This window comes from Vibrio proteolyticus NBRC 13287 (assembly GCF_000467125.1).
Taxonomy (GTDB): domain Bacteria; phylum Pseudomonadota; class Gammaproteobacteria; order Enterobacterales; family Vibrionaceae; genus Vibrio; species Vibrio proteolyticus.
The window spans coordinates 176243-200676 of the sequence record NZ_BATJ01000004.1 but is presented as its reverse complement, the minus strand read 5'-3'; the positions used below and the strand labels follow the sequence as shown (position 1 = coordinate 200676).

Here is a 24434-nt window from a genome sequence, read left to right as displayed (position 1 = left end):
CAAACGGCTCGCGGAGATGTACAGAGTGTTTTTTAAGAAAAAGAGAAGAAAAGAGCTGGCAAAACAGGCGCTTCTAATCAAAGAGTCACTGCTTGTGCACGAGTATCACCATGCGTCATACCAGCTTAAACCGCTCATACAAAGTGATAAAATCGCTGAACAGCCCGTGGTCGTCAGCCTGACTTCATATTCTAAGCGCATTTACGATGTGTACCTGGTGCTGGAATCAATTGCGCAACAAACCGTGAAGCCGAATCGCGTCATTCTCTGGCTGGCAGAGGATGAATTAACGGCTGATGAGCTGCCAGTCACCTTAAAGCAGCGTCTAGACTTTGGCCTGGAAGTGCGCTTTTGTCCGGATACGCGCAGCTATAAAAAGATCGTGCCGACGCTGGAGCTATGTCCGGAAAGCATCGTCATCACACTGGATGACGATATCATTTATCCTCATGACACCATTGAAAACTTATTACGTGAACATCAAAAATACCCTCAGGCGATTTTGGGTAATCGAGCTCACGAGATAACGTTTGAGAAAGGTAAAGTGCAACCTTATAAGCACTGGAATAAAGAAGTCAGCCAACAAAGTGATCATCTTTTCCTTACAGGGTGTGGCGCGATTTTGTATCCACCAGGTTCATTGTCTCAGGCCGTCACGGATCAATCCTTGTTCATGCAGTTATGCCCTCATGCCGATGATATTTGGTTGTATGTTATGGCCAAATTACAAGGGACGGAGATCCGGAAAGCTCAAGGACGTTGTTTTAAGCATTTTATTCAGATTGCTAATAATCAGGATAATGGTTTGAACAAGCTTAATGTTGACCGTGGGCGAAACGATTCTCAGCTCAAAGCGGTACTTAACCATTTTAATTACAGTCTTCGATAAACAATGAATCACCTTTTTTCCCAGTTCATTCAGAGTGCTTTCTTTGAAAACAAGTGTATTGGCTTGAGAAAGCGGTTTGGTTTTTTAAGCCAAGCTTACAATCGAGCCTTTGATATCAACTTACTGCAACAGGGCAATCGCACAGAAAGCCAGGCGATGGCAATTGAAGAGTCGCACGCGGCGTTACGCCAGTTAAAACTGCCAACCAGCGATTCTGACGTATTTCCATCCTCACAAATGCCGAAGGTGATTTGGCTGTATTGGAATACCCCCATTGAGACTGCTCCCGAAGTTGTACAACTGAGTATTCGTTCCTGGCGAGAACTGAATCCAGGCTATGACGTGAACGTGTTGACAGATAGCAATTTATCAGAGGTGTTGGGCTTTGATTTTAATGCTACTTTTCGCTTATCGACTATCAGGTTGAGTATGGCGGCAAAGGCCGACATTCTACGCCTGTATTTGTTGTCTCGTTTTGGCGGAGTCTGGGCGGATTCGACGACATTTTGTCTTGAGCCTCTCGATAACTGGTTGCCAGATGCGATGGCGCGTCATGCGTTTTTCAGTTTTCGACATAATACCAATCCAACTCGTCCGATCGAGGCTTGGTTTCTTGCCGCGCCTAAGCAATCTCCGGTGACTCGTCATACCCTAAAGTTGTTCCTGGACTATGTGTTCAAACCACGAGAGCGAAGTTTATTTACATCGAATAAACGAAAGATGATGGAGAAAATCGGCGTGACGCGCAATTGTCGGAATACGTTGTACGCGGACACTGTGTATAAAGCGGAACAGGTTGGGTTCATGCCATATTTTACAGTGGGGTATTTTTTTAATGAGGCACTGCGTAAGTTCTACTCCCCTGACATGGTACAGGCATTTTATGACTTACCGAATGCGCATGCGATTCATGAGACCGAACACCAGGCATTTCTGAGTTCGGTGGTGTCCAAACAAACTTATAAAGGGACGTATCAGAGTGAGACCCTGTTTTTAGCTAGGCGAGAGCATCTGATGTCTTTGCTGGATAAGGCAAAGACATCAGGTTGACGGGCATTTATTCCCGAGGCTTTACATTATTTTTGAGCTTTGGCAATGAGTACGTAAAAAGACCGGCTAAAACAATATTTTGCGCGTAAAGGCCCAGCATTTTGGTGTTGTAGGACTCAAATGAGTTGATGATGGCCCAAAATATCAGGAATAAAAACAGAAACACTTGCTGTGGGTACGATTGATGCTGAACGACGTTTGAAATGATGGTTCGGTAGAATAACACCACAAAAAGCAAGCCAAATAAACCGTATGCCACCAGCATTTCCAAATAGAAATTGTGTAGATGACCGTAATTTGCTGTACGAGGTTGGGCTTGGAACTTCTCTGATGTCTTGATTACCTGTCTTACCGAACCTTTATCCGTGCCGAACAATGGGCTGTTAATGATCCACTTGCTGGCTTCAAGCCATGAGTTTATACGAATCCCGACACTGGTCATAGGAATGTTGTCCCAGTCTCCCTCAACCACTTTCTCGATGACACCAGATTCAGTTATGACACGCTTATGGATAAAGCTGATGTTAAATAGAGAGCTACCCAAAACAGCGAGTAAAACGTAGATCGCTAGCGTACGTTTATAGTTGAACGAGCGGTAGCAAATCAAAGGTGAAAGCAGTGCAACCACGACGACGGCCAGCCAGACCTGGCGGCTTTGACTGATGATCAATGCAAACAACGCAAATAGGATGACACTACCACTGATTAAATATGCCACTGGTTTGTATCGGTTTTTAGGCAGTTGGGTAACGATATAAGCGGTCAGTGCTGCCACCACCACCGACAGCATAGAGGTAAACTGTGCGTTGTCCATTGCAAAGTCCACTCGCTGACCAGAGAGCCCCTGCGCGAAGCTATTGTGCAGGAAATTGTGATAACACGCGGTGAATATAAAACTGAGTACCAAAGAGGCGTAAAGTAGTAGCACTCTGCTTTTATTGCCATTGACCCAAAATGCAATAAAAACAAATAGAAACAAGGCGGCAAGAAACTTGATTTGCGGGTAAGAGGTAGCTAAGTCAGGGATAACTCGCAGTGAATTCATCCAGCTGGCAATCTGCACTGCAAAAGACAGAAGAAAAACCCAGAAGATCGCGTTGTTATCTTCCCTTCTCAAAACTTTTGTAAACAGTGCTGGCAGACTACCGATGATAATAAGGTTCTTGAACAGTTCGTTCAGTTCGAAGCGAGGGATCGCCGTTAACGTATACAAAATACAGATAGAGAACATGACGATTTCATATCCTCTGGAATTCACAAAATACGTGAGCGACAGCCGAGACAGTTTGGAATCTGACATGGACATTACCGGTTTTCGTTTTGGTGCGAGGAATGTGGCATTCCAGTGAATACGTACTTCAATGTAGTTTCAATCGGGCTAGTGCCTGACTGCCATTCAGTATTTGATGTGTTGTTGCTTAACTTATTAAGTACTGCTTGGCTAAGTTTGTCTTGGTTATTGATAACTGTGACAGTATTGTCCATTTTAAGTTCATCAACGATTGCCTGAAAGTTAAAGTAGCTAGGGCCGGTGATGGTTGGTACGCCCATCGCCAGAGGCTCCAGAATATTGTGGCCACCCACTTTTTCCCCGAGCAAGCTGCCGCCCATAAAACATACATCGGCCGCCCCTAACATGATGAGCAGTTCTCCCATAGTATCTCCAAGGTACACTTGTGTTTGCGAACTGACCGGAGAGTTCTCTGAACGACGGACAACATTGTATGATCTGCTTTTAGCCAGTTCATACACTTTGTCGAACCTTTCCGGGTGTCGGGGAACCAAAATAAGAAGTATATCCGAGTTGTGCTTTATGAGCTGTTGATGGGAGCCCAATACGTACTCGTCTTCTCCTTCATGAGTACTGGCCGCGATCCATATGGGACGCTCACTGCCCAGGGCTTCCCTCAGTTGTTTTGCGCTCTGGCGAACGGCTGGCGAGATTTGGATATCGAATTTGATAGATCCGGTCACTTTGAGCTTGTCTGCGTCAATGCCGAGCTTTTGGAAGCGTACTTTGTCACTGTCATGTTGGCACAGCAGTAACGTCAGATGCTTGCTGATATCGTTAAATAAGGGCTGCACTTTTTGATAGTTACGGAAAGATTTTTCAGAAAGCCGCGCATTCACCACGATCGTGGGAATGTTGTGTTTGGCTACGGTCGCCAGCGTATTGGGCCACAGCTCAGTCTCGATGATCAAAAGCTTTTGCGGCTTGATTCGGTTTATAAAGCTTTTTACCGCAAAACTAAAGTCCAAAGGCATGTAACGGTGTTCAACCAACGTCCCAAGTTTCGCAATTTGTTCCGCCCCGGTAGAGGTTGTCGTGGTCACAACAATGGCTTGTTCTGGATATTGTGCCTTGAGGGCGTTTATGAGCGGAATCGCGGCAATGCTTTCCCCGACAGAGACGGAATGAATCCAGATAGGGCGACCATTGTGCTGGAGTTTAGGCGTTAAGCCAAAGTGCTCTTTCCATCGAGAGCCGAACTTAGGTTTGTTGGGTTTATGCCGATACAGGCCAAACAGCAATATCGGTGAAATGGCAATCAGTGCCAACGTATATAAAAACCGGATCATGAACTTGTTTTATTCGCGGGTAAGTGCTCAATCACACGCTGTGGTGATAAATCTTTCAAACATTTCAAATGGCCGAGCGGACATTCGCGTTTAAAGCAGGGGCGACATTCAATATTGGTACTGACAATATCGACTTTATCCGACAGCGGCGGGGTGTAATCGGGCGACGTTGAGCCATAAACGCCGATCACATGGCACCCGACCGCAGCCGCGACGTGCATCAGACCAGAATCATTACTGATGACCGTATCACAAGCTGCGAGCAGGTCGACCGCTTCAATGAGATTGGTGCTCCCCGCCAAATTATGTACTTGGGAATGGTATTTAACCGGCATGCTCTGCTGGATGGCATCACAGGTCGGTTGATCTTTGGCTGAGCCAAAGAGCCAAATTTGCTGACCGTGTTTCGCTGCGTATGCTGCAACCTGAGCGTAATGTTCCACCGGCCATTGTTTTGCTGGTCCGAATTCGGCACCTGGGCACAAGCCAATAACCGAGGTTAGTTTGTTTAAACCAAATTTATCTAATGTAGCTTGCTGAACCTCAGCATCGATCGCCAGTTGGGGTTTTGGTAGTGTATTTAACCCACCCAGCGAAGTGGAATCTGTCATCTCTTTTTTGGGGTGCGCCAGTGCGACATAGCGCTCGACCATAAATTGAAAGTCTTTTTTATTTGGACGCAGATCGTTGAGCAAACCGTACCTTAGTTCACCTTTCCAGCCGGTGCGTTTTGGGATGCCTGCAAACCAGGGGATCAAGGCAGATTTCGCCGAATTAGGCAGAATGTAGGCGTGATCATAGTGTTGCTTGGCCAGCTGTTTACCCAGCGCACGGCGCGCTTTCCAATTGAACTCACCGTGACCAACTGGCATCTCTATCGCGTGAGTGACTTCGGGCATGCGCTCCAAAATAGGCTTACACCAACCTGGCGCCAGCACGTCAATTTGCATCTCTGGATAGAGCTCTTTAAGGCGCTTGTACAGTGCCTGTGACATCACCATGTCGCCAACCCAGGAGGGGCCGATAATCAGTGTTTTTTCCATTGCTTCCATCGTTCTCGATACGGTTTCTGGTTTAGCCTGCTTGTTTTTGCTTTTGTTTGGCTAATCGATAGTAATTAACGCCATCGGGTTGGGTTTTGAGTAACTTCAAAATCCACATGTATTGTTCTGGATATTGCCCTGCCCGCTGTTCAATAAACGCATTCATCATGCGGGCATCTTCAGCTTCGCTGCTGGTCGGGAACTGCTCAAACGCAGGGTGGATATCAACGATGTATTTGCCACTTTTTGCATCAATCATGGCATACACCGGAATAATCACCGCGCGGCTGACCTTCGCCAGTTTGCCCAACCCTGGTAGTGTTGCCTTAGTTGCAGCAAAGAAATCGACAAAGATACTGTGTTCTGGTCCGTGATCCTGATCGGGAAGATAATAGCCTAAGTAACCATCCCGGACGGACTTGATAAACGGTTTAACACCGCCACTGCGCTCATACACGCGTCCGCCATACTGCACGCGTTGACGGTGCATTAACCAGTCGAGCACGTCATTGCTCTGCTTTTTGGCCATCGCAGACACGGGCATACCTTTTGAGGCGAGCAAAATCGCTGGAATATCAATTGCCCAAGTGTGCGGCACCAGTAGAATGGCGTTCTGACCGTTGTCTATTTGATTCTTGATGTTCTCTAAGCCGCGGATCTCACATTGTTTATTGAGCCACGTTTTTCCTCGTAATGTGAGGCGGCCGAACCCGGTAAGAAAAACGCCAGCGGTGGTGAGAGTTTCCAGTAGAATAGCTTCGCGTTCTTGCTCTGATTTTTCCGGAAAGCACAGCTCCAGATTGACCCAGGCGTTGAGCGTGGTGCCTTTGCGTTTGGATACCAAGAGCTGGGCAACTCGTGCTGACAGCCAGTAACGCAGTTTGTGAGGCAAAAGCGCCAGTGGAATACACGAGATGACGAGTAACCAGGTTCCCCAATATTTCGGTGACAGAAAGTGCCATTCGAAACGCGGGTGGTACGCTAGAGGATCAAAGTCGTTACGTGGAGAAGAAGACATAAAGATCTCGACAGATGGATTAAGGGCGTGAAGAGTAATCTCTGGTTAATTGAGGCTGAGTATAACAGCTTTTTATTTGTGCTTCCTAGCGGACATAAAAACATGCCGACGAGGGCGCCGGCATGTGTAGAGTCTCTGTAGAATGTTAGGCTTAGTCACTACCGAATAAGTCGCGGGTATAGACCTTCTCGGAGACATTACTCAGTTCTTCCGCCATTCGGTTAGAAACGATCACGTCGGCCTCGTGTTTAAACGCTTCCAAGTCGGTGATGACTCGTGAGTTAAAGAAATGGTCTTCTTTCAACACCGGTTCATACACAATCACTTCAACGCCTTTGGCCTTCAGACGCTTCATGATGCCCTGAATGGAAGAGGCGCGGAAGTTGTCGGAACCGGACTTCATAATCAGGCGATAAATACCCACCACTTTTGGGCTGCGTTTTAAGATCGAGTCAGCGACAAAGTCTTTACGGGTACGGTTGGCGTCCACAATTGCGCCAATAATGTTATTCGGCACGTCTTCGTAGTTGGCCAGAAGCTGCTTGGTGTCTTTTGGCAAACAGTAACCGCCGTATCCAAAGGAGGGGTTGTTGTAGTGATCACCAATACGCGGGTCCAGACTGACCCCTTCGATAATCTGGCGAGAGCTTAATCCGTGTGCCTCGGCATAGGAGTCCAGCTCATTAAAGTAAGCAACTCGCATTGCCAGATAAGTGTTGGAGAACAGCTTAACTGCCTCAGCTTCAGTTGAATTGGTAAATAGTACCGGGATATCTAGCTTTTCAGCGCCTTCAACCAACAGCTGAGCAAACGTAGTCGCGCGTTCGCTTTGCTCACCGACAATAATGCGTGAAGGATAAAGGTTGTCGTACAATGCTTTACCTTCACGCAAGAACTCGGGAGAAAATATGATATTGTCGCAACCCATTTCGGCTTTGACTCGCTCGGTGTACCCTACAGGAATAGTCGATTTTATGACCATTACCGCCGTTGGGTTGATACTTATCACTTCCTTAATCACCGCTTCTACTGAAGAGGTATTAAAATAGTTCGTTTGAGGATCATAGTCGGTTGGAGTGGCGATGATGACGTAGTCTGCACCTTGGTAGGCTTCTGCTTTATCTAATGTCGCCGTAAAGTTGAGTGACTTATTCGCCAAAAAATCTTCAATTTCACTATCGACGATAGGTGATTGCTTGTGGTTCAACATGTTCACTTTTTCTTCGATAATGTCGACCGCTACGACTTCGTTATGTTGAGCCAATAGCATGGCGTTAGATAAGCCGACGTATCCCGTTCCCGCAACTGCAATTTTCAAAGTACACTCCAACCAGTAAAATCTTTGTTAGTAAATCATATCGAAAGGTTATGGAATTTATATTTCCATAACCTTATTTTTTGTTAATCAGTAACATATACTCAGCTACACCTTGAGCAACAGTCTTAAACTGGTGATCGCAGCCTGTTGTCCGCAGTTTACTTAGATCTGCCTGAGTATACGCTTGATACGCGCCCTTAAGGTGTTCAGGGAAAGGGATGGTTTCTACCTGACCTTTGCCATGGAAGGCGATTACCGCTTTCGCAACCTCTTCAAAAGACTCTGCGTTTCCCGTGCCTAAATTAAAAATGCCCGACACACCATTTTGCATGAACCAAAGATTGACCGCGGCGACATCTCCGACATAGACAAAATCCCGTTTAAACTGTTGGCTGCCTTCAAACAATTTCGGGTTTTCACCAGCATTCATTTGGTTGTTGAAGTGAAAAGCGACAGAGGCCATCGAGCCTTTGTGCTGTTCGCGCGGGCCGTACACGTTAAAATAACGGAAACCAGTAATTTGAGACAAGGTTTCACCGTGTTCTTGCGCATCTTGCCAGATACGACGGACATAGTTGTCAAATTGCTGTTTAGAGTAGCCATAGACATTCAAGGCGCCTTCATATTCAGGCTCTTCAATAAAGGTATCTGTTTCACCGTAGGTTGCTGCAGACGAAGCATACAAAAATGGAATTTCTCGATCTAGGCAGTAATGCAGCAGCTCTTTGGAATATTCATAGTTGTTGAGCATCATGTACTTACCATCCCACTCAGTCGTCGCTGAGCAGGCACCTTCGTGGAAAACGGCTTCGATCGGGCCGAAATCGTCTCCTGCCATAACTTGAGTCAGAAAGTCATCGCGGTCCATGTAGTCAGCAATGTCGAGATCCACCAGATTTTGGAACTTGCGGCCATTTTTCAGGTTGTCGACAACCAAAATGTCGTTTATGCCTTGCTCATTGAGCGCTTTTACAATGTTGCTGCCGATCATGCCAGCGCCGCCAGTTACGATGATCATCTTTAGTCCTCTAAATGTTCATTATCAAGTTCAGATTTTTATATCAAGAGTATATCACTCTATGATTGCACGCTCTATTGACTTGGTAAAATGGAGGGATCTCCCCTTGATTCCTGTTAGCGTTTTTGCCCTGTTTGATGTAGAATTCAGCGATTTTTTATACAGACGTTGTAGCAACGTGTACCCGATAAACTATGCAATTGAGAGCTTCACTCAAGGGCGGTAGCGTGCCAAAAAAGTATGCTGTGTTTGGTCGGAAGTAGTATATGCAATACCGACGAGTTAGTCGGTACTTTGATCAGAGTCCGACTTTTATGCAAGGCGCATCGTTATGATAACGCCTTTAAACTATATTTGGCTCGCTAGAAGACTTAATCTCACAAGAAGTAAATCATATGACCATTGACAAAAAAATTAGAATTGCTGTTGTCGGCTGCGGCAGAATATCCAAAAACCATTTCGGATCTATCGAACAACTCAGTGACGAATACGAATTAGTGGCTGTTTGCGACAATAATGACGAAGTATTGGATGCTCATAAGGCCCAGTATGGTGTACCAGGATATAGCTCCATTGATGACTTACTGTCTAATGAAGAGTTGGATTTGGTTACATTGTGTACGCCCAGCGGTTTGCACTCTTCGCAAGCAATAAAAGCGGCCAAAGCAAATATCCATGTTATTACCGAAAAGCCAATGGCAACCAAATGGGAAGATGGTTTAGCAATGGTGAAGGCTTGTGATGAAGCCAACGTTCGACTTTTTGTGGTCAAGCAAAATCGTCGAAACTCTACGTTACAGTTGCTAAAGCGTGCTGTTGACGAAAAGCGTTTCGGTCAAATATATATGGCGCATTTAAATGTATTTTGGACCCGCCCACAAGAATACTATGACAGGGCTAAGTGGTCTGGTACTTGGGACATGGATGGCGGAGCTTTCATGAATCAAGCGACTCATTATGTGGATTTAATGCATTGGTTGATAGGGCCTGTAGAAACGATACACGCTATGACATCAACTCATCGTGACATTGAAGTTGAAGATACAGGTGTTGTGAACATCAAGTGGCGAAATGGAGCGCTTGGCTCTATGGCTGTCACTATGTGCACATATCCGAAGAATCTCGAAGGCTCTATTACAATTCTTGGCGAAAAAGGTACTGTTCGTATTGGCGGTGTGGCCGTGAATGAGATTCAAGAATGGACTTTTGAAGATTCAAGAGATTATGACTCAGAAATCGACAGCGCCAACTATCAAACAACTTCTGTATATGGTTTTGGCCATCCACCTTATTTCCAAAATGTGGCAGATGTTCTTCGAGGTAAAGCAGATCCTGAAACTGATGGTCGGGAAGGACTTAAATCTCTCGAATTGCTAATAAGTACGTACCGTTCGGCTCGAGATAATAAAGAAATTGGTTTGCCGTTAAATTTATAACTGTTCGGAAAATAAAATGAAATTGGAAAATCTAAATATTGGTATTATTGGTTTAGGTTATGTTGGATTACCACTTGCTGTTGAATTTGGAAAAAAATATAAGACTATAGGCTTCGATATCAATAATGAACGAGTCGTTGAATTACAACAAGGAGTGGATAGTACTTTAGAGTGCTCTCAGCAAGAATTAGAAAGCGCACCTTTGTTAAGTTATACATGTGAACTTGCAGACATAAAAGATTGTAACTTTTATGTGGTGACTGTACCAACACCAATAACAGAAGACAATACACCAGATCTAACACCATTAAAAAAAGCTTCTGAAGCTATTTCAAAAGTTATCTCTAAGGGAGATGTGGTTGTTTTTGAATCTACGGTTTATCCTGGAGCAACTGAAGAAGTCTGTATCCCTATTATCGAGAAGTTATCAGGCCTTTCATTTAATACGGATTTCTTTGCTGGTTATAGCCCTGAGCGTATTAACCCTGGAGATAAAGTTAATCGTTTAACTACAATAATGAAAATCACTTCGGGGTCAACAGAAGAAACCGCAGACTTTGTTAATTCGGTTTATGACTCAATAGTTGATGCGGGTACACATAAAGCCTCGTCAATTAAAGTAGCAGAAGCTGCAAAGGTAATTGAAAATACTCAACGTGATTTAAATATTGCCATTATCAATGAATTTGCAAAGATATTTAATAAATTAAACATTGATACAGAAGAAGTATTGAAGGCTGCTGGTACTAAATGGAATTTCTTGCCATTTAAACCAGGACTTGTAGGTGGGCACTGTATTAGTGTGGATCCATACTATTTAACACACAAGGCGCAAGAAGTCGGGTATCGACCTGAAGTGATTTTGGCGGGCCGAAGAATTAATGATGGTATGGGAGAATATGTGGCTACACAGCTTGTTAAAAAGTTAGCCAGTAAAAAAATCCATATTGACGAAGCCAAAATATTGATTATGGGATTCACCTTTAAAGGTGATTGTCCTGATGTACGAAATACAAAAATAATCGACATCTACAAAGAGCTAAAAGACTTTAATATGTCGGTTGACGTTTATGATAATTGGGCATCTAAAGAAGAAGTTCTTTCAGAGTACGGTATAGAGTTAACGGAAAATCTTGTTAAAAATACTTATGATGCAATTATACTAGCTGTTGATCATACAGAGACAAAAGAGATGGGAAGTGATTTCTTGAGAAGTCTCGGAAAAAATGAGCATGTCATCTATGATGTTAAGCACGTTTTGCCTAAAGATCAGGCTGATATCCGATTATAATGAATAATATAGAGGAGAATAATACGTTCTCCTCTCTTTCTAGTTATACCTTTTAGCAAAAAACCAGGAATCTTTAAGTATGTCATACTTTAAACATGAAACTGCAATTATTGATGATGGAGCATCCATTGGAGAAAATAGTAGAGTTTGGCATTGGGCTCATATTTGCTCTGGTGCCATTATCGGCGAAGGCGTCTCACTAGGACAGAATGTTTTTGTAGGTAATAAAGCAGTAATTGGCAAGAACTGTAAAATTCAAAATAATGTGTCAGTATATGATAATGTGATTTTGAAAGAAGGCGTCTTCTGTGGCCCTAGTATGGTGTTTACTAATGTATATAATCCTCGTTCTTTAATTGAAAGAAAGAATGAATATAAAGATACTGTCGTTGAAAAAGGTGTCACGCTAGGTGCTAACTGTACTATTGTATGTGGTGTAAATATTGGTGAGTTTGCCTTTGTTGGTGCTGGTTCTGTTGTTAACAAAAGTGTTAACGCATATGCTTTAGTGGTTGGAGTTCCTGCTCGTCAAATTGGGTGGATGAGTGCCTATGGAGAGCAAATCGATCTACCTTTAGAAGGAAATGGTGAATATATTTGCCCCCACACAAAAGATGTCTATAAATTGAACGATGGTAAAATCACCAGAAATAGCAATAGAAGTGAATGAATATGCATTTTATTGATTTAGAGTCACAGTATAAACACTTGAAGAATAAGATAGACCAACGAATTCATAATGTTCTCAATCATGGGAAATATATTATGGGGCCGGAAGTCTTTGAGCTTGAAGATAAGCTGCAAGAGTACGTCGGAGTTAAACATGCAATAACATGTGCTAACGGTACAGATGCGCTCAGTTTAGCTTTAATGGCATTGGATATAGGTGAAGGTGATGCAGTATTTTGTCCAACGTTTACGTTTTTTGCAACTGCTGAAACGATCGCTTATGCCAAGGCAACTCCTGTATTTGTAGACTCTGATTCAGATACATTTAATATTTGCTCTAAAAGTTTGGTTCAGCAAATAGAGAAAGTAAAGTCTGAAGGTGTATTAAATCTCAAGGCTATTATTACAGTGGATCTTTTCGGCCTTCCTGCCGATTATGTGGAAATTAAAAGAATCGCAGAAGAGTATGGCTTAAAAATCATTGAAGATGCCGCGCAAGGTTTCGGTGGAACAATAGAAGGAAAGAAAGCCGGGAGTTTTGGTGATATTGCTACTACAAGCTTTTTTCCAGCGAAGCCTCTAGGTTGTTATGGTGATGGTGGGGCCATTTTTACAGATAGTGATCACCTTGCTGAAAAAGTTCGCTCCTTGAGAATTCACGGAAAAGGCAAAGATAAATATGACAATGTTCAGATTGGGATGAATAGTCGATTGGACACTATACAGGCTGCTATTCTTTTAGAAAAGCTATCTGAGTTTCCCCAGGAACTAGTCAATCGTAATCTCGCAGCAACTGCTTATGATGAAAAACTTTCGTCTAGATTCAAAACGCCTAAGCCACCCCATGGTTTTACGAGTTCATGGGCACAGTATACAATCATTGTCGAAGACCGTGAGAAAGCCAGAAGTGAGTTTGAATCTCAAGGTATTCCGACGATGGTTTATTATGAGAAGTGTCTGCACTTGCAAACCGCTTTTGGTTATCTAGGATATCAAGAAGGTGATTTTCCTGTCGCGGAAAAGCTATCCTCTTCAGTATTGAGCCTACCGATGCACGGTTACATGTAGTAAATTCCAGAGTAGCAATGCTACTCTGGAATTAAGTGGAGTCTTAATGGATAGAGTTCATCATATCAAAGTCTTTTTTCGGTGGTTTATCCAAGAGGTTCTGTTTAAGTTTAAGGGAATATTCTTTCTATTTATAGTTCTTGTATCACTATCGGCGGCTCTGGAAGGACTGACGTTAATTCTTATCAGTGATAGCCACCCTGAACTGATAAATAAGATAAAAACAGTTGTAGGGCTTAATGATTTTAATTTGAGTCTCAACTTTAGTTATTATCTGACAGTGTGTATTACCATATGGTGTATTAGTTCAATACTACATTATCTATCATGTTTTATGACTTTTAGTTTATGGAAGTCTGTACAGGTAAATTGCGCGAATAATATTCTTAACTTAATTCCCAAATCAGACAAAACATCACTTTATTTAGTTCCTTTACTTAACAAACTACAACATTTAGGGGCCTTAGTAAGAATTACCTGTAATTCTTTTGCACCAATATTAAGGTTCGTTGTATTTAGTTTAGTTCTTTTAGGCATATCTACCTCGGTAACACTTACAATATATTTAATTCTATCAGTTGTAGGTGGAATGCTTTTGTTTTTTATGTCTAGAAGTAGCTCTATGGCTTCCAAATATTACTTTAAAACAGCTAAAGACAACAACGATGAGTTGAGGAATGTAATATTAGATGGCAATAAAAGAGTTGGAACTGTATACCAGTATAGAATAGATCTTCTACTAAAAAGATTTAATCGCTCTGAGCAAATTAAGCTAAGTATTCTTATCATAGCTTCATTGATTTTAATTGTTCTAATTAATAACCCTGTCTGGATTGGTCAAGACAACAAGACTTTTATAATATATTTAATTACATTACTTTTTGCCGTAAAGCAGCTGGCCAATATTTCTTCGATATTTACAGCAGTGTCAAGATATTATCCTTCATTTCTAGAATATAATAATACTAGACGTGAGCTAGAGCATGGCAAATTAAGTAATTGTTCAACAGAAAACGAAAAATTTGAGTTTATTGATGATGAGTAAGTCAAAGCGTGTAGGTGTTATTTCCTACAACAGTGTGATCCGAGATGCTAGAATTTTGAAGGAAGCAGACTCTATAGCATCAAATGGTTTTGATGTGCATATATTTGGTCTTGCTGACAATAATACTCCCAGTGATTATGAAAAAGTAAGAAAGTCTGGAGCAAAAATAACATTACTCGAAAAGCCTGAAGGCATACAACGGTATGATAAGCTTGTCAGTAATAGTTTGAAAATAGTAAAAAGAATAATACAAGCTATTACATATTTAGTATACGTATTTTTATCATACTTGATTATTTCAAACGTTGACGCAAAAATTATCATTTTTGGTACAATGATTTCTTTTCCCATTTTATTTAAAAAAAGACGGGCTATCAGAAATATAGTAACAAAATCAGTTAATACTTTAAGCAATAAGATCCACTCATATATCAAAAGTTTAACATTTGGCTATAGAGAGAAAGTGTTAAAAAAATATAGACAGCAAAGTCTGGTAGAAGCTGCATCTAATTTCGAATTTGATATCATACATTGCCATGACATGATGACTTTAGATGTCGGTGTGGAAATTAAAAAAGTAAAGGTTCTCATCTTGTCTGGGATGCTCATGAAATATATGAGGATGTTGCTCAAGCAAGCGATGCTAAGAAACAACAGTATAAAGAGATTCTTCAACAAAACGAAGAGTATGTGGATAGTTTCATCACAATTAATGATAGTATTGCTAATTTTTATAAAGAAAATTATCCAAAATTGCCAAAAGCTAACATAATAAAAAATGCTACTGTTTATACTGGTGACGTGACATATGATGGACGGCTACATGACATGGCTGGGCTTACACGTGACCAAAACATTCTTCTTTATCAAGGTGGTTTTGCTAAGAAACGAGGTTTAGATATCCTAATTGAGTCTGCTCAGTATCTTCCTGATAACTGGACTTTAGTAATGATGGGATGGGGCAACTATGAAGATCATCTTAGAAAACTTGCAGGTGAACATACTCTAAAATCAGATAATCGAGAGAATCCAAGAATAGTCTTCATACCACCTGCTCCTCATGCAGAGTTAAGTTTATGGACAGCTGGAGCTGCTATAGGTGTAATACCCTACGAGTTATTCGGCCTTAATCATTTATATTGTACTCCTAACAAACTATGGGAATACCCTGCATCGGGTGTGCCTATTTTATGTAGTGGAATGTTGGAAATGAAATATTCCGTTGAAAAAGATGATATCGGATGGGTTATTCCACAAGTATTTACAAGTACAGATATTTCTGATGTGGTCAATAACTTGAAGTTGGATACTCTCCATCAAAAAAGATCTAATTGTCTAGAGTATATCAAAAAAGATAATTGGTCCCTTTATGAAAAGAGACTGGTCAATGTTTATAAAGAGATTTGATAAAATATTATATGATTAATGTTATTTGCTATTTTCCTTTTCCATTGTCTAAAGACAAAAGCCGAGGAAGTGCCATTAGACCACTGCGTATGGTAGAGGCATTCAAAAGCATTGGTTGTCACGTGACTGTTATTGATGGATACTCTAAAGATCGGAGTAAAAAAATAGCGCAGCTTGACGTGAAAGATATTCATTTTGTTTATGCAGAATCAAGTACAATGCCTCTTGCTTTGACGGATCCTGATCACTTTCCAAGAAAACCGTGTTTAGAGTATAATTTCTTTAATAAACTGAGTTCTAAAGGAGTACCAGTTTATTACTTTTACAGAGATATATATTGGCGTTTTCCGGAATACAAGCAAAACCTTTCTTTTTTCAAGTGGTTTCCAGCTAAGGTATTCTACTGGCTGGAACTTATCCAAATGAGCAAGGTGGTCAGTAAATTATATCTCCCAAGTCAAGAAATGTCTCGATACCTACCAGTTGAGTTTGAACATATCTCGTCACTTCCACCAGGTTCAATTGAAAAAGATCTAGATTTAAAAAAACATAAAGGTAACGGTATTCTAAAACTTCTGTATGTTGGGGGGGTGAGTAAACCACACTATGATATTTCTCCATTGATAAAATTAGCTCTGAAATTTGAATCTAAACTGGATATTACAATCTGTTGTAGATCTGAGGAGTGGAAAAGTTTCAATATATCGTCCATCCCCAAAAATATAACTATTGTCCACAGTTCTGGAGATGAGCTTGATGAACTTTATTTGTCTACGGATCTATTTGCAAATATCCGAATAACTTCAGAATATCTGAGTTTTGCTATGCCGATAAAGGTCTTTGAATCATTGGGATATGGTGTACCACAAATAACCCAATCAGGGACAGCCCAGGCTAATTTTGTAGAAAGTGAAAATATAGGTATTACCTACTCTAACGAGGAAGAGCTATTTTCTTTAGTAAATGGAATTTTAGAAGATAAAAGTAAGCTTAGTAAGTTAAAAGAAAACTGCCTAGTTGCTAGAAAAAAACATTACTGGAATAGTAGAGCAAATACGATTATCAATGAATACGAGAGTCAAAATGGAAAATATTAAAATTTTAACTGTTTTAGGAGCTAGACCACAATTCATAAAAGCTGGTGCGGTATCTAGAGCATTCGCTACACAGCCTGTGATTACGGAAGTCATCGTTCATACGGGCCAACACTATGATTCTAAAATGAGTGACGTTTTTTTTGAACAAATGTCTATACCTAAACCTAATTATAATCTAGGGATTAATGGTCTTGGTCATGGGGCAATGACTGGGCAGATGTTAGAAAAGATTGAAGAAGTTATAGAAATCGAGAAGCCTGACTATTTATTGGTTTACGGAGACACTAACTCTACCTTGGCCGGGGCATTGGCAGCATCCAAGCTTCACGTACCGGTTATCCATATAGAGGCTGGTTTACGCAGTTTCAACATGCTTATGCCTGAAGAAATTAACCGTACGCTGACTGACCGTGTTAGCACATTGCTATTATGCCCAACGCAAAGTGCAATGGATAATTTGAGTAAGGAAGGGTATGAAACTCTAGAGCACTGTGAGTTTCATTTAGTTGGTGACGTCATGCAAGATGCCGCTCTTTATTACAAAGAATATGCTGTTAAGCCAGAAGAGCTAAAGGGAACTTCTGTAGAAGAGTATATTTTAGCTACATTACATAGAGCGGAAAATACAGATAGTAAAGACAACCTTACTTCAATAGTTAAAGCTTTAAATGACCTAAACAAAGAAAAGCAGGTTATATTACCAATTCATCCTAGGACTAAAGCTTTGATTGAAAAGTATGGGTTAGAGGTTGAATTTACGATGATTGAACCTGTAGGCTACTTAGAAATGATTTGGTTATTAGAGAATTCATCTTTAGTAATGACAGACAGTGGCGGATTGCAGAAAGAGGCATTTTTCTTTTCCAAGCCATGTATAACTATGCGTGATCAAACCGAATGGGTTGAACTAATTAACTGTGGAGCTAACATTTTAACTGGTGCTTGCTATGAAAAAATATTGTCAGCTTACAATATTATGAAAGATAAAAAAGTCGATGATATGAAAAATCTTTATGGTGGTGGAACAGCTTCACGAAAAATAACAAGTATCATCTTATCTATGGATTAATAATATAGGTGTGGTTTTCACACCTTTTTTAATATGAAAAAAATACTTCTCGCAATATCAACAATATTTATCTTTGCCTTTTTAATTTACATCATTAAATATAACGATGGAAATAGTTATAAAACAGCGATAACACTAGAATTTGAAGATTCATTTTTTTCTCAATACTATAATTATAAACTTACTCAACCTTTATTAGTTAAAAGATCAAGAAGTAATCTTGGCATTATGGAAGTATCTTCAAAGAAGTATAATAACAAAGTTACTTTAAACATTAAATGTTCGGTTTATGATTGTAGCGATATTTATTTGTCATATATTAATAATATTGTCTACAAGAATATGAAAAGAAAATGGGAAAAAGAAAAAGATCAGAAGCAGTTAGAGCTAGAAAATAAAGTTGCGAATATAAAGCAAGCTGCTAAAGATAGGTTCATATCCTTAATTCTCGCGGAGAAAATAAATAGTAATAATGATTTCAATATAGAAGAAATCGAAGATGAGTATAAAAAATTAGATATGACTATTTCTAGAATGAGCAGAGATAAAGAAAACTATTTCTTCGATCTATTTAGTGAAAAAGAATTCAGTGAAATAAAAAGTGCTATTATAGAATTAGACAATGAAACGTTTGGCTGGGATATTCCTTATGAGATTAGTCAAAAAAATTTGATAGAACTCAATAATGGATATTATATAAAGATATTTATAATAATTCTTATTTCTTTAAATATCTTCGTTTTTCTTATGGCAAAGTTAAATGGCAGATTTAATAAAATATATAAAAACAAGTAACTTTTTCGACGGTTTTTTAAAGAAGGTAGCCGTTGTAAGTAGTGGTGCTATTATTGCGCAGGCGATAAATTTTATTTTTTTGCCTCTTATTTCAAGATTATATACGCCTGATGACTTTGGTTTTTTTGCTAATGTAAGTTCTATCTCCGGTGTCGTTATATCATTTTTCATGTTGAAGTATGAAAGTGCAATTATAATAAAAAAGAAATACTCATTACTACCTTATTTTATCCTATTTTCTCTTATTTCTATATTTTCGTTTTCTCTGATAATTTTTTCTTTATTCTTTTTTATTCCTAGCGACTATGATTTGAAATTCATATTATCTTTACTTGTGTTTTGTATATTCAATTCTATTTATACGTTGTTAGTGAATATTGTCTTACTTAAAGGGGACTATTTTTTAGTTTCTAGAGCCAATATTGCTAAGGCGATAGTTTTAGTATCTCTTCAAGTCGGACTATTTTATACTCTAGGAAATGGGTTTGGGCTTGTATGGGCAACTTCTTTCTCTTTACTATTATCGAGTGTGTTCATGTATTTAAAGTTGAAAGGCTTTATATCTTTCAATATGTTAAGAAGTGGAATATCGTCGTTAGAATCCTGTAGAAAAACGTTTATACAAACTATAGAGTTTCCAAAGAACTTGGCAATAGCATCGTTAATTAATTCTTTATCTTTGAATGCAATACCAATACTACTCGTTTACTTTTTTGGTAGTGCGTTAGTCGGAAGCTACTTTTTGTTATATAAAGTTATTGGTCTTCCGATGGGAATATTAGGCCGATCTTTATCTCAAGTGTATATTGCTGAAACAAATAGTGATTTTTCTTCGGTAAAGAAAAACTTCCTTTCTACTTTTAAAAAATTGTTGATTATTTCTTTAATCGTTATAGTTCCGATTATATTGATAATATATAACTTTTCTTTACTAATATTTGGTGAACAATGGACTATTATACCTTTGTTATCTATCATATTAACGCCATTTTTCTTACTCCAGTTGGCTGTTTCTCCGTTAACTCAAACTCTCAACTTATTGAACCTTCACTCGTTGCAGCTTAAGTGGGACTTTATTCGTTCATTATTCATTATCACTTCAACGTTGTTTGTGGCTTATACATTTAATGATTATGTGCTGAGTATGATCGTTTACTCATTTGTAATGAGTCTATTTTATATCATATATATTCTTTTAGTTTATGCAGTGTTAAATAAAAAATGATCTATCTAGTAATTACTTTTTTATCATACTTAATATCCGCGTTATCTATTAAGAATATTATAGGTGCTTCTCAAAATAACATTAACATTCACTCGATTAATTTTTATACTCATTTCTTACTACAAGGAGCGCTGGGTGCTATACTTGTGGTAAATAATTTAGATCATCATTATCTAATTTCAAGCGTTACAAATCAGCAAACTCGGTTCATAGGATGGCTGCTGATCACAGCTTTGCCTTTGTCTTATACAATAGGGATTGTTATTTCTAATGTTTTAATTACTAATAAAATATCTATAAAATCTGAATATTCTTGCTACCTGAATAATAAGGTAGTGATAGGGAAAGATCATATTTTATTATTGTCTCTTCTACCTATTTTTTGTTTAGTGTGTTTTTATGTATTCTCAATGTCAGACGTGTTTTCTTACAAATATTTAGTTGGGAATCATGATTTGGCCAAGATAAGGATAATGGCCGATGACACATATCATGGGAATATATACGTAAAAAATATACTTTTCAAAACCTTAATACCAATATTTGCAATTTTTTCTTTTGTAGTTTATCTGAATAATAGGAAGCATATTACACTTTTATTATGTTTAGTGTATATGTTGATGGCTATATATTCTTTAACGTATAGCTTGGCAAAGTCACCATTAGCTTTTTTCCTAATTAGCCTTTTCTTTTCTTATTTCTATTCTAGAGGTAGCATGGAAATAAGAAAATTATTTTATTTTTCTCTATTAGTCATAACTGTCATCCTTCTGTCTTATTATTTTTTTATGGGCGGTGAATTACTCAGTAATAGTTATAATAAAGGCCCGATAGGAAGAGTCATACTCAGTCAGCAAGCTGGTATATATCTTTCTATTGATATGTTTCCTAACCATATTGACTTTATCGGATTTGAAAGCTTCTCAAAAAATGTATCTTCGTTCTTTGGTATAGCACATATAGATAGAAGTGCAGAATACTTGATGCAGTTTTTCAATAAGAATGCTGTAGACAAAGGGACCGCTGGAGTATTGAACAGTTTGTTCATTGCAGAATCTTGGGCTAACTGGGGAATTTATGGGGCAGTTATTTTTCCGATTTGGGTTGGATTTATAACCAATATATTGATTTTATTTATTATTTCTACGCCAAAAAGTGCTTTTTTAGTCTCAATTTTGTCCTACTACTCCTTTGGTGGTGCTGTTATAGGTGGAGCAAATGACTATCTATATAATCCAAAATCAATAATCGTTGCAATTTTGCTGACTTTGTATCTTGTTCTTATGTATTGTATGAGTAAATATGTTAAAAAAAATATCAATGTTTCTTGAGTCCATTTTATTTACGAGCTTTTTCTTTTTTAAAAATTTTTTTTCTAACACGAAGCTTGGTAATGGTTCCATTCCTGTTGTTGTATCGTTAACTACCTATTCCGCCAGAATTGGTACCGTTTATTTAACTATCGAATCTATATTGGCTCAGAAAGAGAGCCCACAGAGAATCGTGCTTTGGCTTTCTAGTGAAGAGAATATAGTTATTCCCACTTCTTTGAAGAGATTACAACGCAGAGGCTTGGAGATTAAGTTCGTCAAAGGAAATCTCCGGTCTTATAAAAAGCTTTCTCATGCAGGGGATCTGTTTGCCAATACTTTACTCGTATCGGCGGATGATGACATTATCTACCCTAGCCATTGGCTCGGATCTCTATATCGTGAACATCTTAAGTTTCCCAAGAGTGTAATTTGTTTTAGAGGGCACGAGATTTCTGTAAAAGATGGCAAAGTGCAACCATATTCTAGTTTTATGTCTCGATCAGATTATCCTAACACTCCTTCTAAACATCTTATTCCTACTGGATGTTCCGGGGTTTTGTATCCCATAGGTTCATTGACAATTGAAGCTTCAGATAGATATGCGGATGATTTTATGTCAATTGCTCCAGATGCGGATGATTTTTGGTATAAATGCGTCACATTGAAAAATGGTTATAATGCAAAACGTGTTCTTGCTGCTAATGTGCATTTTCCACCTATATTAATATCATTAGGGGAAGGTCTCTTCCACAAAAATGTAAGAAATAATGAGAACGATAGTAAATTGGCTAAGTGTCTGTCACACTTTAACTTACATCATCTTCTAAAGAAAAATTAATTATGAAAGTTTCTATTATTCTGTCTACTACACTATTTACCACTTTCGCGTTAGCTAATGATGATTATTTTTGCCCTAACGTTATTAGTGCTCCTTGCCAAAAGATTAAACCATTTGTACCTACACCTGAACAGCTGAAAAACACAGCAAATGTTTATGACACAGGTCAGCAGAATTTCGATTTTTCTATGTATGGGAACGATCAAAAAACTATTCTTAAAGATAATGTCCCTTATGCTAATTATTGGCAGTTGAAGGATCCTAATAAGTACGTATTTCATCCTATGGTTTTTGGTCGGTATGTATTTAATAATGTTGGAAATCCTGAATTTAGGAATAAGTTATACAATATAACTAATTATGCTGGTGTTGATTTACCTAATGGTGGAACTGGGTTTTACTACCCTAACCATTATCCGCTTAATAGAATGAAAGGCCCTGATATCATCTATAGTTCTATTAGTCAAAGTGAAATTCTAGCTGGATATTTGAAGAATTACTTGATCGAACAATCACCAAAGTCTAAAGATTTGTTATTAAAAGTTAAAAAGGCTTTGTTTCTTCATCATAGCGAAGGTGGTGTAGATTTAGGTATTGCTCAATTAGAGTTACCATTGTTCCACTCTAATCCTGAAATAATTTTGAATGGATGGTTGCATGCTATACTTCATTTAAATGATTATGCTCTAGTTATGAATGACAAGGAAATCTCGGATTATATACATAAAAATTTAAATTTTTTTGTTAAATATCATGATGTTTGGTATGACAGTAAAAGAAATATTACTCGCTATTCAGATACCAGTCCCCATAGAGTTCAATTATATAAGACATATAAAGATCAAGAATTCGATGTAATATTCGAATCTAAAATAAAAGAGCTTAGTAATTATCATGTCAAACCAATATATGATATCGCTAGAAAATATGGTGCATACGATACGACCATGACTTCTGTTAAAGATAATGTAAACACCATGATGTTAAACTGCTCTGGCTTCTACAATACATATGTGACTTCTTCCCAACCTTTTTCTATGAAAGTTAAGGAGGGTGGATACTCTCCAGTTAGGGCAACTCCTGATGGAACTGGTTTTTGGAAGACAATAGAGTCCTATAAAAAAAATGAAATTTTTATCGCAAAGCTAGATATTGATGATGGCGAGCTTATTTGCGGGTATCCTACTAATTTTAGTAAAGCCAATAAGAAAAACTTTTATCATATGCAACATATCGTGGCTTTACTGTACATAGCTTCTTATTCATCTTATCATGATGCTAAACTAGATAAAGAATTGATTAGAATAGCACTTGAATGGTTAGATAATAACAAAAAGTTTGACGAGAAAAATATGGAGTTTGAAGATCCTCAAAAAGTTTTAGATAGCATAAATAGAGGAAAGGTTCTATTACCATTTACAAACTTTGAACAACTAAAAAAAATTGGTGAGAAAAAGTTAAACGATTAATTTTACGTAAATTAAAGTTTATTAAGAACTATATATGAAAGAATTAGTATCTATCATTACCCCATGTTTTAAGCCTGATGATCGTATTCTAGAAACAATACGAAGTGTGCAAGCTCAGACGTATCAAAATTACGAGCATATTATTATCGACGATGCTACACCAGGATCTCTTCCTCAAGAAATGGTGGACGTCATTGCTCTTGATCCTCGTATAAAGCTCATTCGTCGAAGCTGGAATGCAGGTCCTGCTGTTAGCAGAAATAGAGGTATAGACGCGGCTTCTGGTCGGTTTATTGCTTTCTTAGATGCGGATGATTTATGGCATCCAGATAAGCTATCAACACAAATAGAGTTTATGTTAAAACATCAGGTCGCTTTGTCATATACAGCTTACGAAGTGATTGATCAAAAAGGCCGTGTATTAGGTACGCGTTTTCCATCTTCCAGTCTAACTTATGAGGATGTTCTTAAAAGTAATCAAATAGGGTGTTTGACCGCAATATATGATACTCATCTAATTAGTAAAAGGTATATGCCTAATATTGCTAAAAGACAAGATATGGGATTGTGGTTGAGCATACTTAAGGAAGGACACATCGCTCGGAGAGTTGGCGAGAGATCTTTGGCACGTTATCGAGTCGGAAGCACTTCAGTATCATCAAATAAATTTAATGTATTGAAATATCAATGGCGGATATATCGTGAAGTAGAAAAATTGTCTTTGCTAAAATCGATAAACTACTTTCGTCATTACGCTTATCGAGGTTTGTCTAGAAAAATATAGTAGATATGAAAT

Annotated in this window: 23 protein-coding genes; 17 read left to right on the top strand and 6 right to left on the bottom strand. The window is 38.7% G+C overall.

Annotation, left to right across the window (positions count from 1 at the left end; genetic code table 11):
- Positions 1-25 precede the first annotated feature (25 nt).
- Both VPR01S_RS06900 and VPR01S_RS21940 read left to right on the top strand, forming a co-directional pair.
- On the top strand, positions 26-889 hold the full coding sequence (locus VPR01S_RS06900; protein ID WP_156008679.1) for a glycosyl transferase: 864 nt from the start codon (positions 26-28) through the stop codon (positions 887-889).
- A gap of 3 nt (positions 890-892) precedes the next feature.
- Positions 893-1939, top strand: coding sequence for a capsular polysaccharide synthesis protein (locus VPR01S_RS21940; RefSeq protein WP_021704584.1), 1047 nt, complete (start codon positions 893-895; stop codon positions 1937-1939).
- A 7-nt stretch (positions 1940-1946) separates the two neighbouring features.
- On the opposite strand, the gene VPR01S_RS06890 is transcribed toward VPR01S_RS21940, so the two are convergent.
- The 6 genes from VPR01S_RS06890 to rfaD all read right to left on the bottom strand — a co-directional run bounded on the left by VPR01S_RS06890 (position 1947) and on the right by rfaD (position 8916).
- The gene (locus VPR01S_RS06890; RefSeq protein ID WP_162147558.1) at positions 1947-3239 is read right to left on the bottom strand and encodes an O-antigen ligase family protein; all 1293 of its coding nucleotides are present in this window, start codon (positions 3237-3239) and stop codon (positions 1947-1949) included.
- Between the two features lie 5 nt (positions 3240-3244).
- Positions 3245-4519 (bottom strand): lipid IV(A) 3-deoxy-D-manno-octulosonic acid transferase, encoded by a 1275-nt coding sequence (waaA, locus tag VPR01S_RS06885; protein WP_021704582.1) that lies wholly within the window; start codon positions 4517-4519, stop codon positions 3245-3247.
- Positions 4516-5562 (bottom strand): lipopolysaccharide heptosyltransferase II, encoded by a 1047-nt coding sequence (gene waaF, locus VPR01S_RS06880; RefSeq protein WP_040902332.1) that lies wholly within the window; start codon positions 5560-5562, stop codon positions 4516-4518. Before waaF ends, waaA begins: the two co-directional genes overlap by 4 nt.
- Before the next feature lie 31 nt (positions 5563-5593).
- Positions 5594-6580, bottom strand: a complete 987-nt coding sequence (gene lpxM, locus VPR01S_RS06875) for a lauroyl-Kdo(2)-lipid IV(A) myristoyltransferase (protein ID WP_021704580.1) — start codon at positions 6578-6580, stop codon at positions 5594-5596.
- A 151-nt stretch (positions 6581-6731) separates the two neighbouring features.
- Positions 6732-7898, bottom strand: a complete 1167-nt coding sequence (locus VPR01S_RS06870) for a nucleotide sugar dehydrogenase (RefSeq protein WP_021704579.1) — start codon at positions 7896-7898, stop codon at positions 6732-6734.
- Positions 7899-7971: 73 nt separating this feature from the next.
- Positions 7972-8916 (bottom strand): ADP-glyceromanno-heptose 6-epimerase, encoded by a 945-nt coding sequence (gene rfaD, locus VPR01S_RS06865; RefSeq protein WP_021704578.1) that lies wholly within the window; start codon positions 8914-8916, stop codon positions 7972-7974.
- A gap of 395 nt (positions 8917-9311) precedes the next feature.
- Here rfaD and VPR01S_RS06860 point away from each other — a divergent pair, with 395 nt between their 5' ends.
- The 15 genes from VPR01S_RS06860 to VPR01S_RS06790 all read left to right on the top strand — a co-directional run bounded on the left by VPR01S_RS06860 (position 9312) and on the right by VPR01S_RS06790 (position 24422).
- Positions 9312-10352: a Gfo/Idh/MocA family protein gene (locus VPR01S_RS06860; protein ID WP_021704577.1), complete on the top strand. Its 1041-nt coding sequence runs from the start codon at positions 9312-9314 to the stop codon at positions 10350-10352.
- 16 nt (positions 10353-10368) lie between these two features.
- On the top strand, positions 10369-11643 hold the full coding sequence (gene tviB, locus VPR01S_RS06855) for a Vi polysaccharide biosynthesis UDP-N-acetylglucosamine C-6 dehydrogenase TviB (RefSeq protein ID WP_021704576.1): 1275 nt from the start codon (positions 10369-10371) through the stop codon (positions 11641-11643).
- Positions 11644-11722: 79 nt separating this feature from the next.
- Complete coding sequence (locus VPR01S_RS06850) at positions 11723-12313, top strand: acyltransferase (RefSeq protein WP_021704575.1); 591 nt, start codon at positions 11723-11725, stop codon at positions 12311-12313.
- Between the two features lie 2 nt (positions 12314-12315).
- On the top strand, positions 12316-13380 hold the full coding sequence (locus VPR01S_RS06845; protein WP_040902331.1) for a DegT/DnrJ/EryC1/StrS family aminotransferase: 1065 nt from the start codon (positions 12316-12318) through the stop codon (positions 13378-13380).
- A 46-nt stretch (positions 13381-13426) separates the two neighbouring features.
- The gene (locus VPR01S_RS06840; protein WP_040902330.1) at positions 13427-14425 is read left to right on the top strand and encodes a hypothetical protein; all 999 of its coding nucleotides are present in this window, start codon (positions 13427-13429) and stop codon (positions 14423-14425) included.
- The gene (locus tag VPR01S_RS06835; RefSeq protein ID WP_021704571.1) at positions 14415-15197 is read left to right on the top strand and encodes a hypothetical protein; all 783 of its coding nucleotides are present in this window, start codon (positions 14415-14417) and stop codon (positions 15195-15197) included. Before VPR01S_RS06840 ends, VPR01S_RS06835 begins: the two co-directional genes overlap by 11 nt.
- Positions 15116-15832, top strand: a complete 717-nt coding sequence (locus VPR01S_RS06830; RefSeq protein WP_021704570.1) for a glycosyltransferase — start codon at positions 15116-15118, stop codon at positions 15830-15832. The genes VPR01S_RS06835 and VPR01S_RS06830 overlap by 82 nt, the downstream gene beginning before the upstream one ends.
- An 11-nt stretch (positions 15833-15843) precedes the next feature.
- Positions 15844-16929 carry a glycosyltransferase family protein gene (locus tag VPR01S_RS06825; protein ID WP_081693126.1) on the top strand — a complete coding sequence of 362 codons (1086 nt, stop codon included), beginning with the start codon at positions 15844-15846 and terminating at the stop codon, positions 16927-16929.
- On the top strand, positions 16916-17998 hold the full coding sequence (gene wecB, locus VPR01S_RS06820; protein WP_021704568.1) for a non-hydrolyzing UDP-N-acetylglucosamine 2-epimerase: 1083 nt from the start codon (positions 16916-16918) through the stop codon (positions 17996-17998). The genes VPR01S_RS06825 and wecB overlap by 14 nt, the downstream gene beginning before the upstream one ends.
- A gap of 33 nt (positions 17999-18031) precedes the next feature.
- Complete coding sequence (locus tag VPR01S_RS06815) at positions 18032-18793, top strand: hypothetical protein (RefSeq protein WP_021704567.1); 762 nt, start codon at positions 18032-18034, stop codon at positions 18791-18793.
- Entirely contained in the window at positions 18759-20018 is a 1260-nt protein-coding gene (locus tag VPR01S_RS06810; protein ID WP_040902324.1) for an oligosaccharide flippase family protein, read from the top strand. Before VPR01S_RS06815 ends, VPR01S_RS06810 begins: the two co-directional genes overlap by 35 nt.
- A gap of 146 nt (positions 20019-20164) precedes the next feature.
- Entirely contained in the window at positions 20165-21349 is a 1185-nt protein-coding gene (locus VPR01S_RS06805) for an O-antigen polymerase (protein ID WP_156008676.1), read from the top strand.
- Positions 21321-22169 carry a hypothetical protein gene (locus VPR01S_RS06800; RefSeq protein ID WP_021704563.1) on the top strand — a complete coding sequence of 283 codons (849 nt, stop codon included), beginning with the start codon at positions 21321-21323 and terminating at the stop codon, positions 22167-22169. The genes VPR01S_RS06805 and VPR01S_RS06800 overlap by 29 nt, the downstream gene beginning before the upstream one ends.
- 2 nt (positions 22170-22171) lie before the next feature.
- Positions 22172-23638, top strand: coding sequence for a hypothetical protein (locus tag VPR01S_RS06795; protein ID WP_021704562.1), 1467 nt, complete (start codon positions 22172-22174; stop codon positions 23636-23638).
- Positions 23639-23672: 34 nt separating this feature from the next.
- Positions 23673-24422, top strand: a complete 750-nt coding sequence (locus VPR01S_RS06790; RefSeq protein WP_021704561.1) for a glycosyltransferase family 2 protein — start codon at positions 23673-23675, stop codon at positions 24420-24422.
- Positions 24423-24434: the final 12 nt, after the last annotated feature.

Bases quoted from the DNA above. Each gene is read 5' to 3' on its own strand.
- VPR01S_RS06850 (WP_021704575.1), top strand. From the start codon at position 11,723: ATGTCATACTTTAAACATGAAACTGCAATTATTGATGATGGAGCATCC.
- wecB (WP_021704568.1), top strand. From the start codon at position 16,916: ATGGAAAATATTAAAATTTTAACTGTTTTAGGAGCTAGACCACAATTC.
- VPR01S_RS06810 (WP_040902324.1), top strand. From the start codon at position 18,759: ATGGCAGATTTAATAAAATATATAAAAACAAGTAACTTTTTCGACGGT.
- tviB (WP_021704576.1), top strand. From the start codon at position 10,369: ATGAAATTGGAAAATCTAAATATTGGTATTATTGGTTTAGGTTATGTT.
- waaF (WP_040902332.1), bottom strand. From the start codon at position 5,562: ATGGAAAAAACACTGATTATCGGCCCCTCCTGGGTTGGCGACATGGTG.
- VPR01S_RS06835 (WP_021704571.1), top strand. From the start codon at position 14,415: ATGATGAGTAAGTCAAAGCGTGTAGGTGTTATTTCCTACAACAGTGTG.
- VPR01S_RS06825 (WP_081693126.1), top strand. From the start codon at position 15,844: ATGATTAATGTTATTTGCTATTTTCCTTTTCCATTGTCTAAAGACAAA.
- VPR01S_RS06815 (WP_021704567.1), top strand. From the start codon at position 18,032: ATGAAAAAAATACTTCTCGCAATATCAACAATATTTATCTTTGCCTTT.
- VPR01S_RS06845 (WP_040902331.1), top strand. From the start codon at position 12,316: ATGCATTTTATTGATTTAGAGTCACAGTATAAACACTTGAAGAATAAG.
- VPR01S_RS06800 (WP_021704563.1), top strand. From the start codon at position 21,321: ATGTTAAAAAAAATATCAATGTTTCTTGAGTCCATTTTATTTACGAGC.
- rfaD (WP_021704578.1), bottom strand. From the start codon at position 8,916: ATGATCATCGTAACTGGCGGCGCTGGCATGATCGGCAGCAACATTGTA.
- waaA (WP_021704582.1), bottom strand. From the start codon at position 4,519: ATGATCCGGTTTTTATATACGTTGGCACTGATTGCCATTTCACCGATA.
- VPR01S_RS06840 (WP_040902330.1), top strand. From the start codon at position 13,427: ATGGATAGAGTTCATCATATCAAAGTCTTTTTTCGGTGGTTTATCCAA.
- VPR01S_RS21940 (WP_021704584.1), top strand. From the start codon at position 893: ATGAATCACCTTTTTTCCCAGTTCATTCAGAGTGCTTTCTTTGAAAAC.
- VPR01S_RS06890 (WP_162147558.1), bottom strand. From the start codon at position 3,239: ATGTCAGATTCCAAACTGTCTCGGCTGTCGCTCACGTATTTTGTGAAT.
- VPR01S_RS06790 (WP_021704561.1), top strand. From the start codon at position 23,673: ATGAAAGAATTAGTATCTATCATTACCCCATGTTTTAAGCCTGATGAT.
- VPR01S_RS06860 (WP_021704577.1), top strand. From the start codon at position 9,312: ATGACCATTGACAAAAAAATTAGAATTGCTGTTGTCGGCTGCGGCAGA.
- lpxM (WP_021704580.1), bottom strand. From the start codon at position 6,580: ATGTCTTCTTCTCCACGTAACGACTTTGATCCTCTAGCGTACCACCCG.
- VPR01S_RS06795 (WP_021704562.1), top strand. From the start codon at position 22,172: ATGAAAGTTTCTATTATTCTGTCTACTACACTATTTACCACTTTCGCG.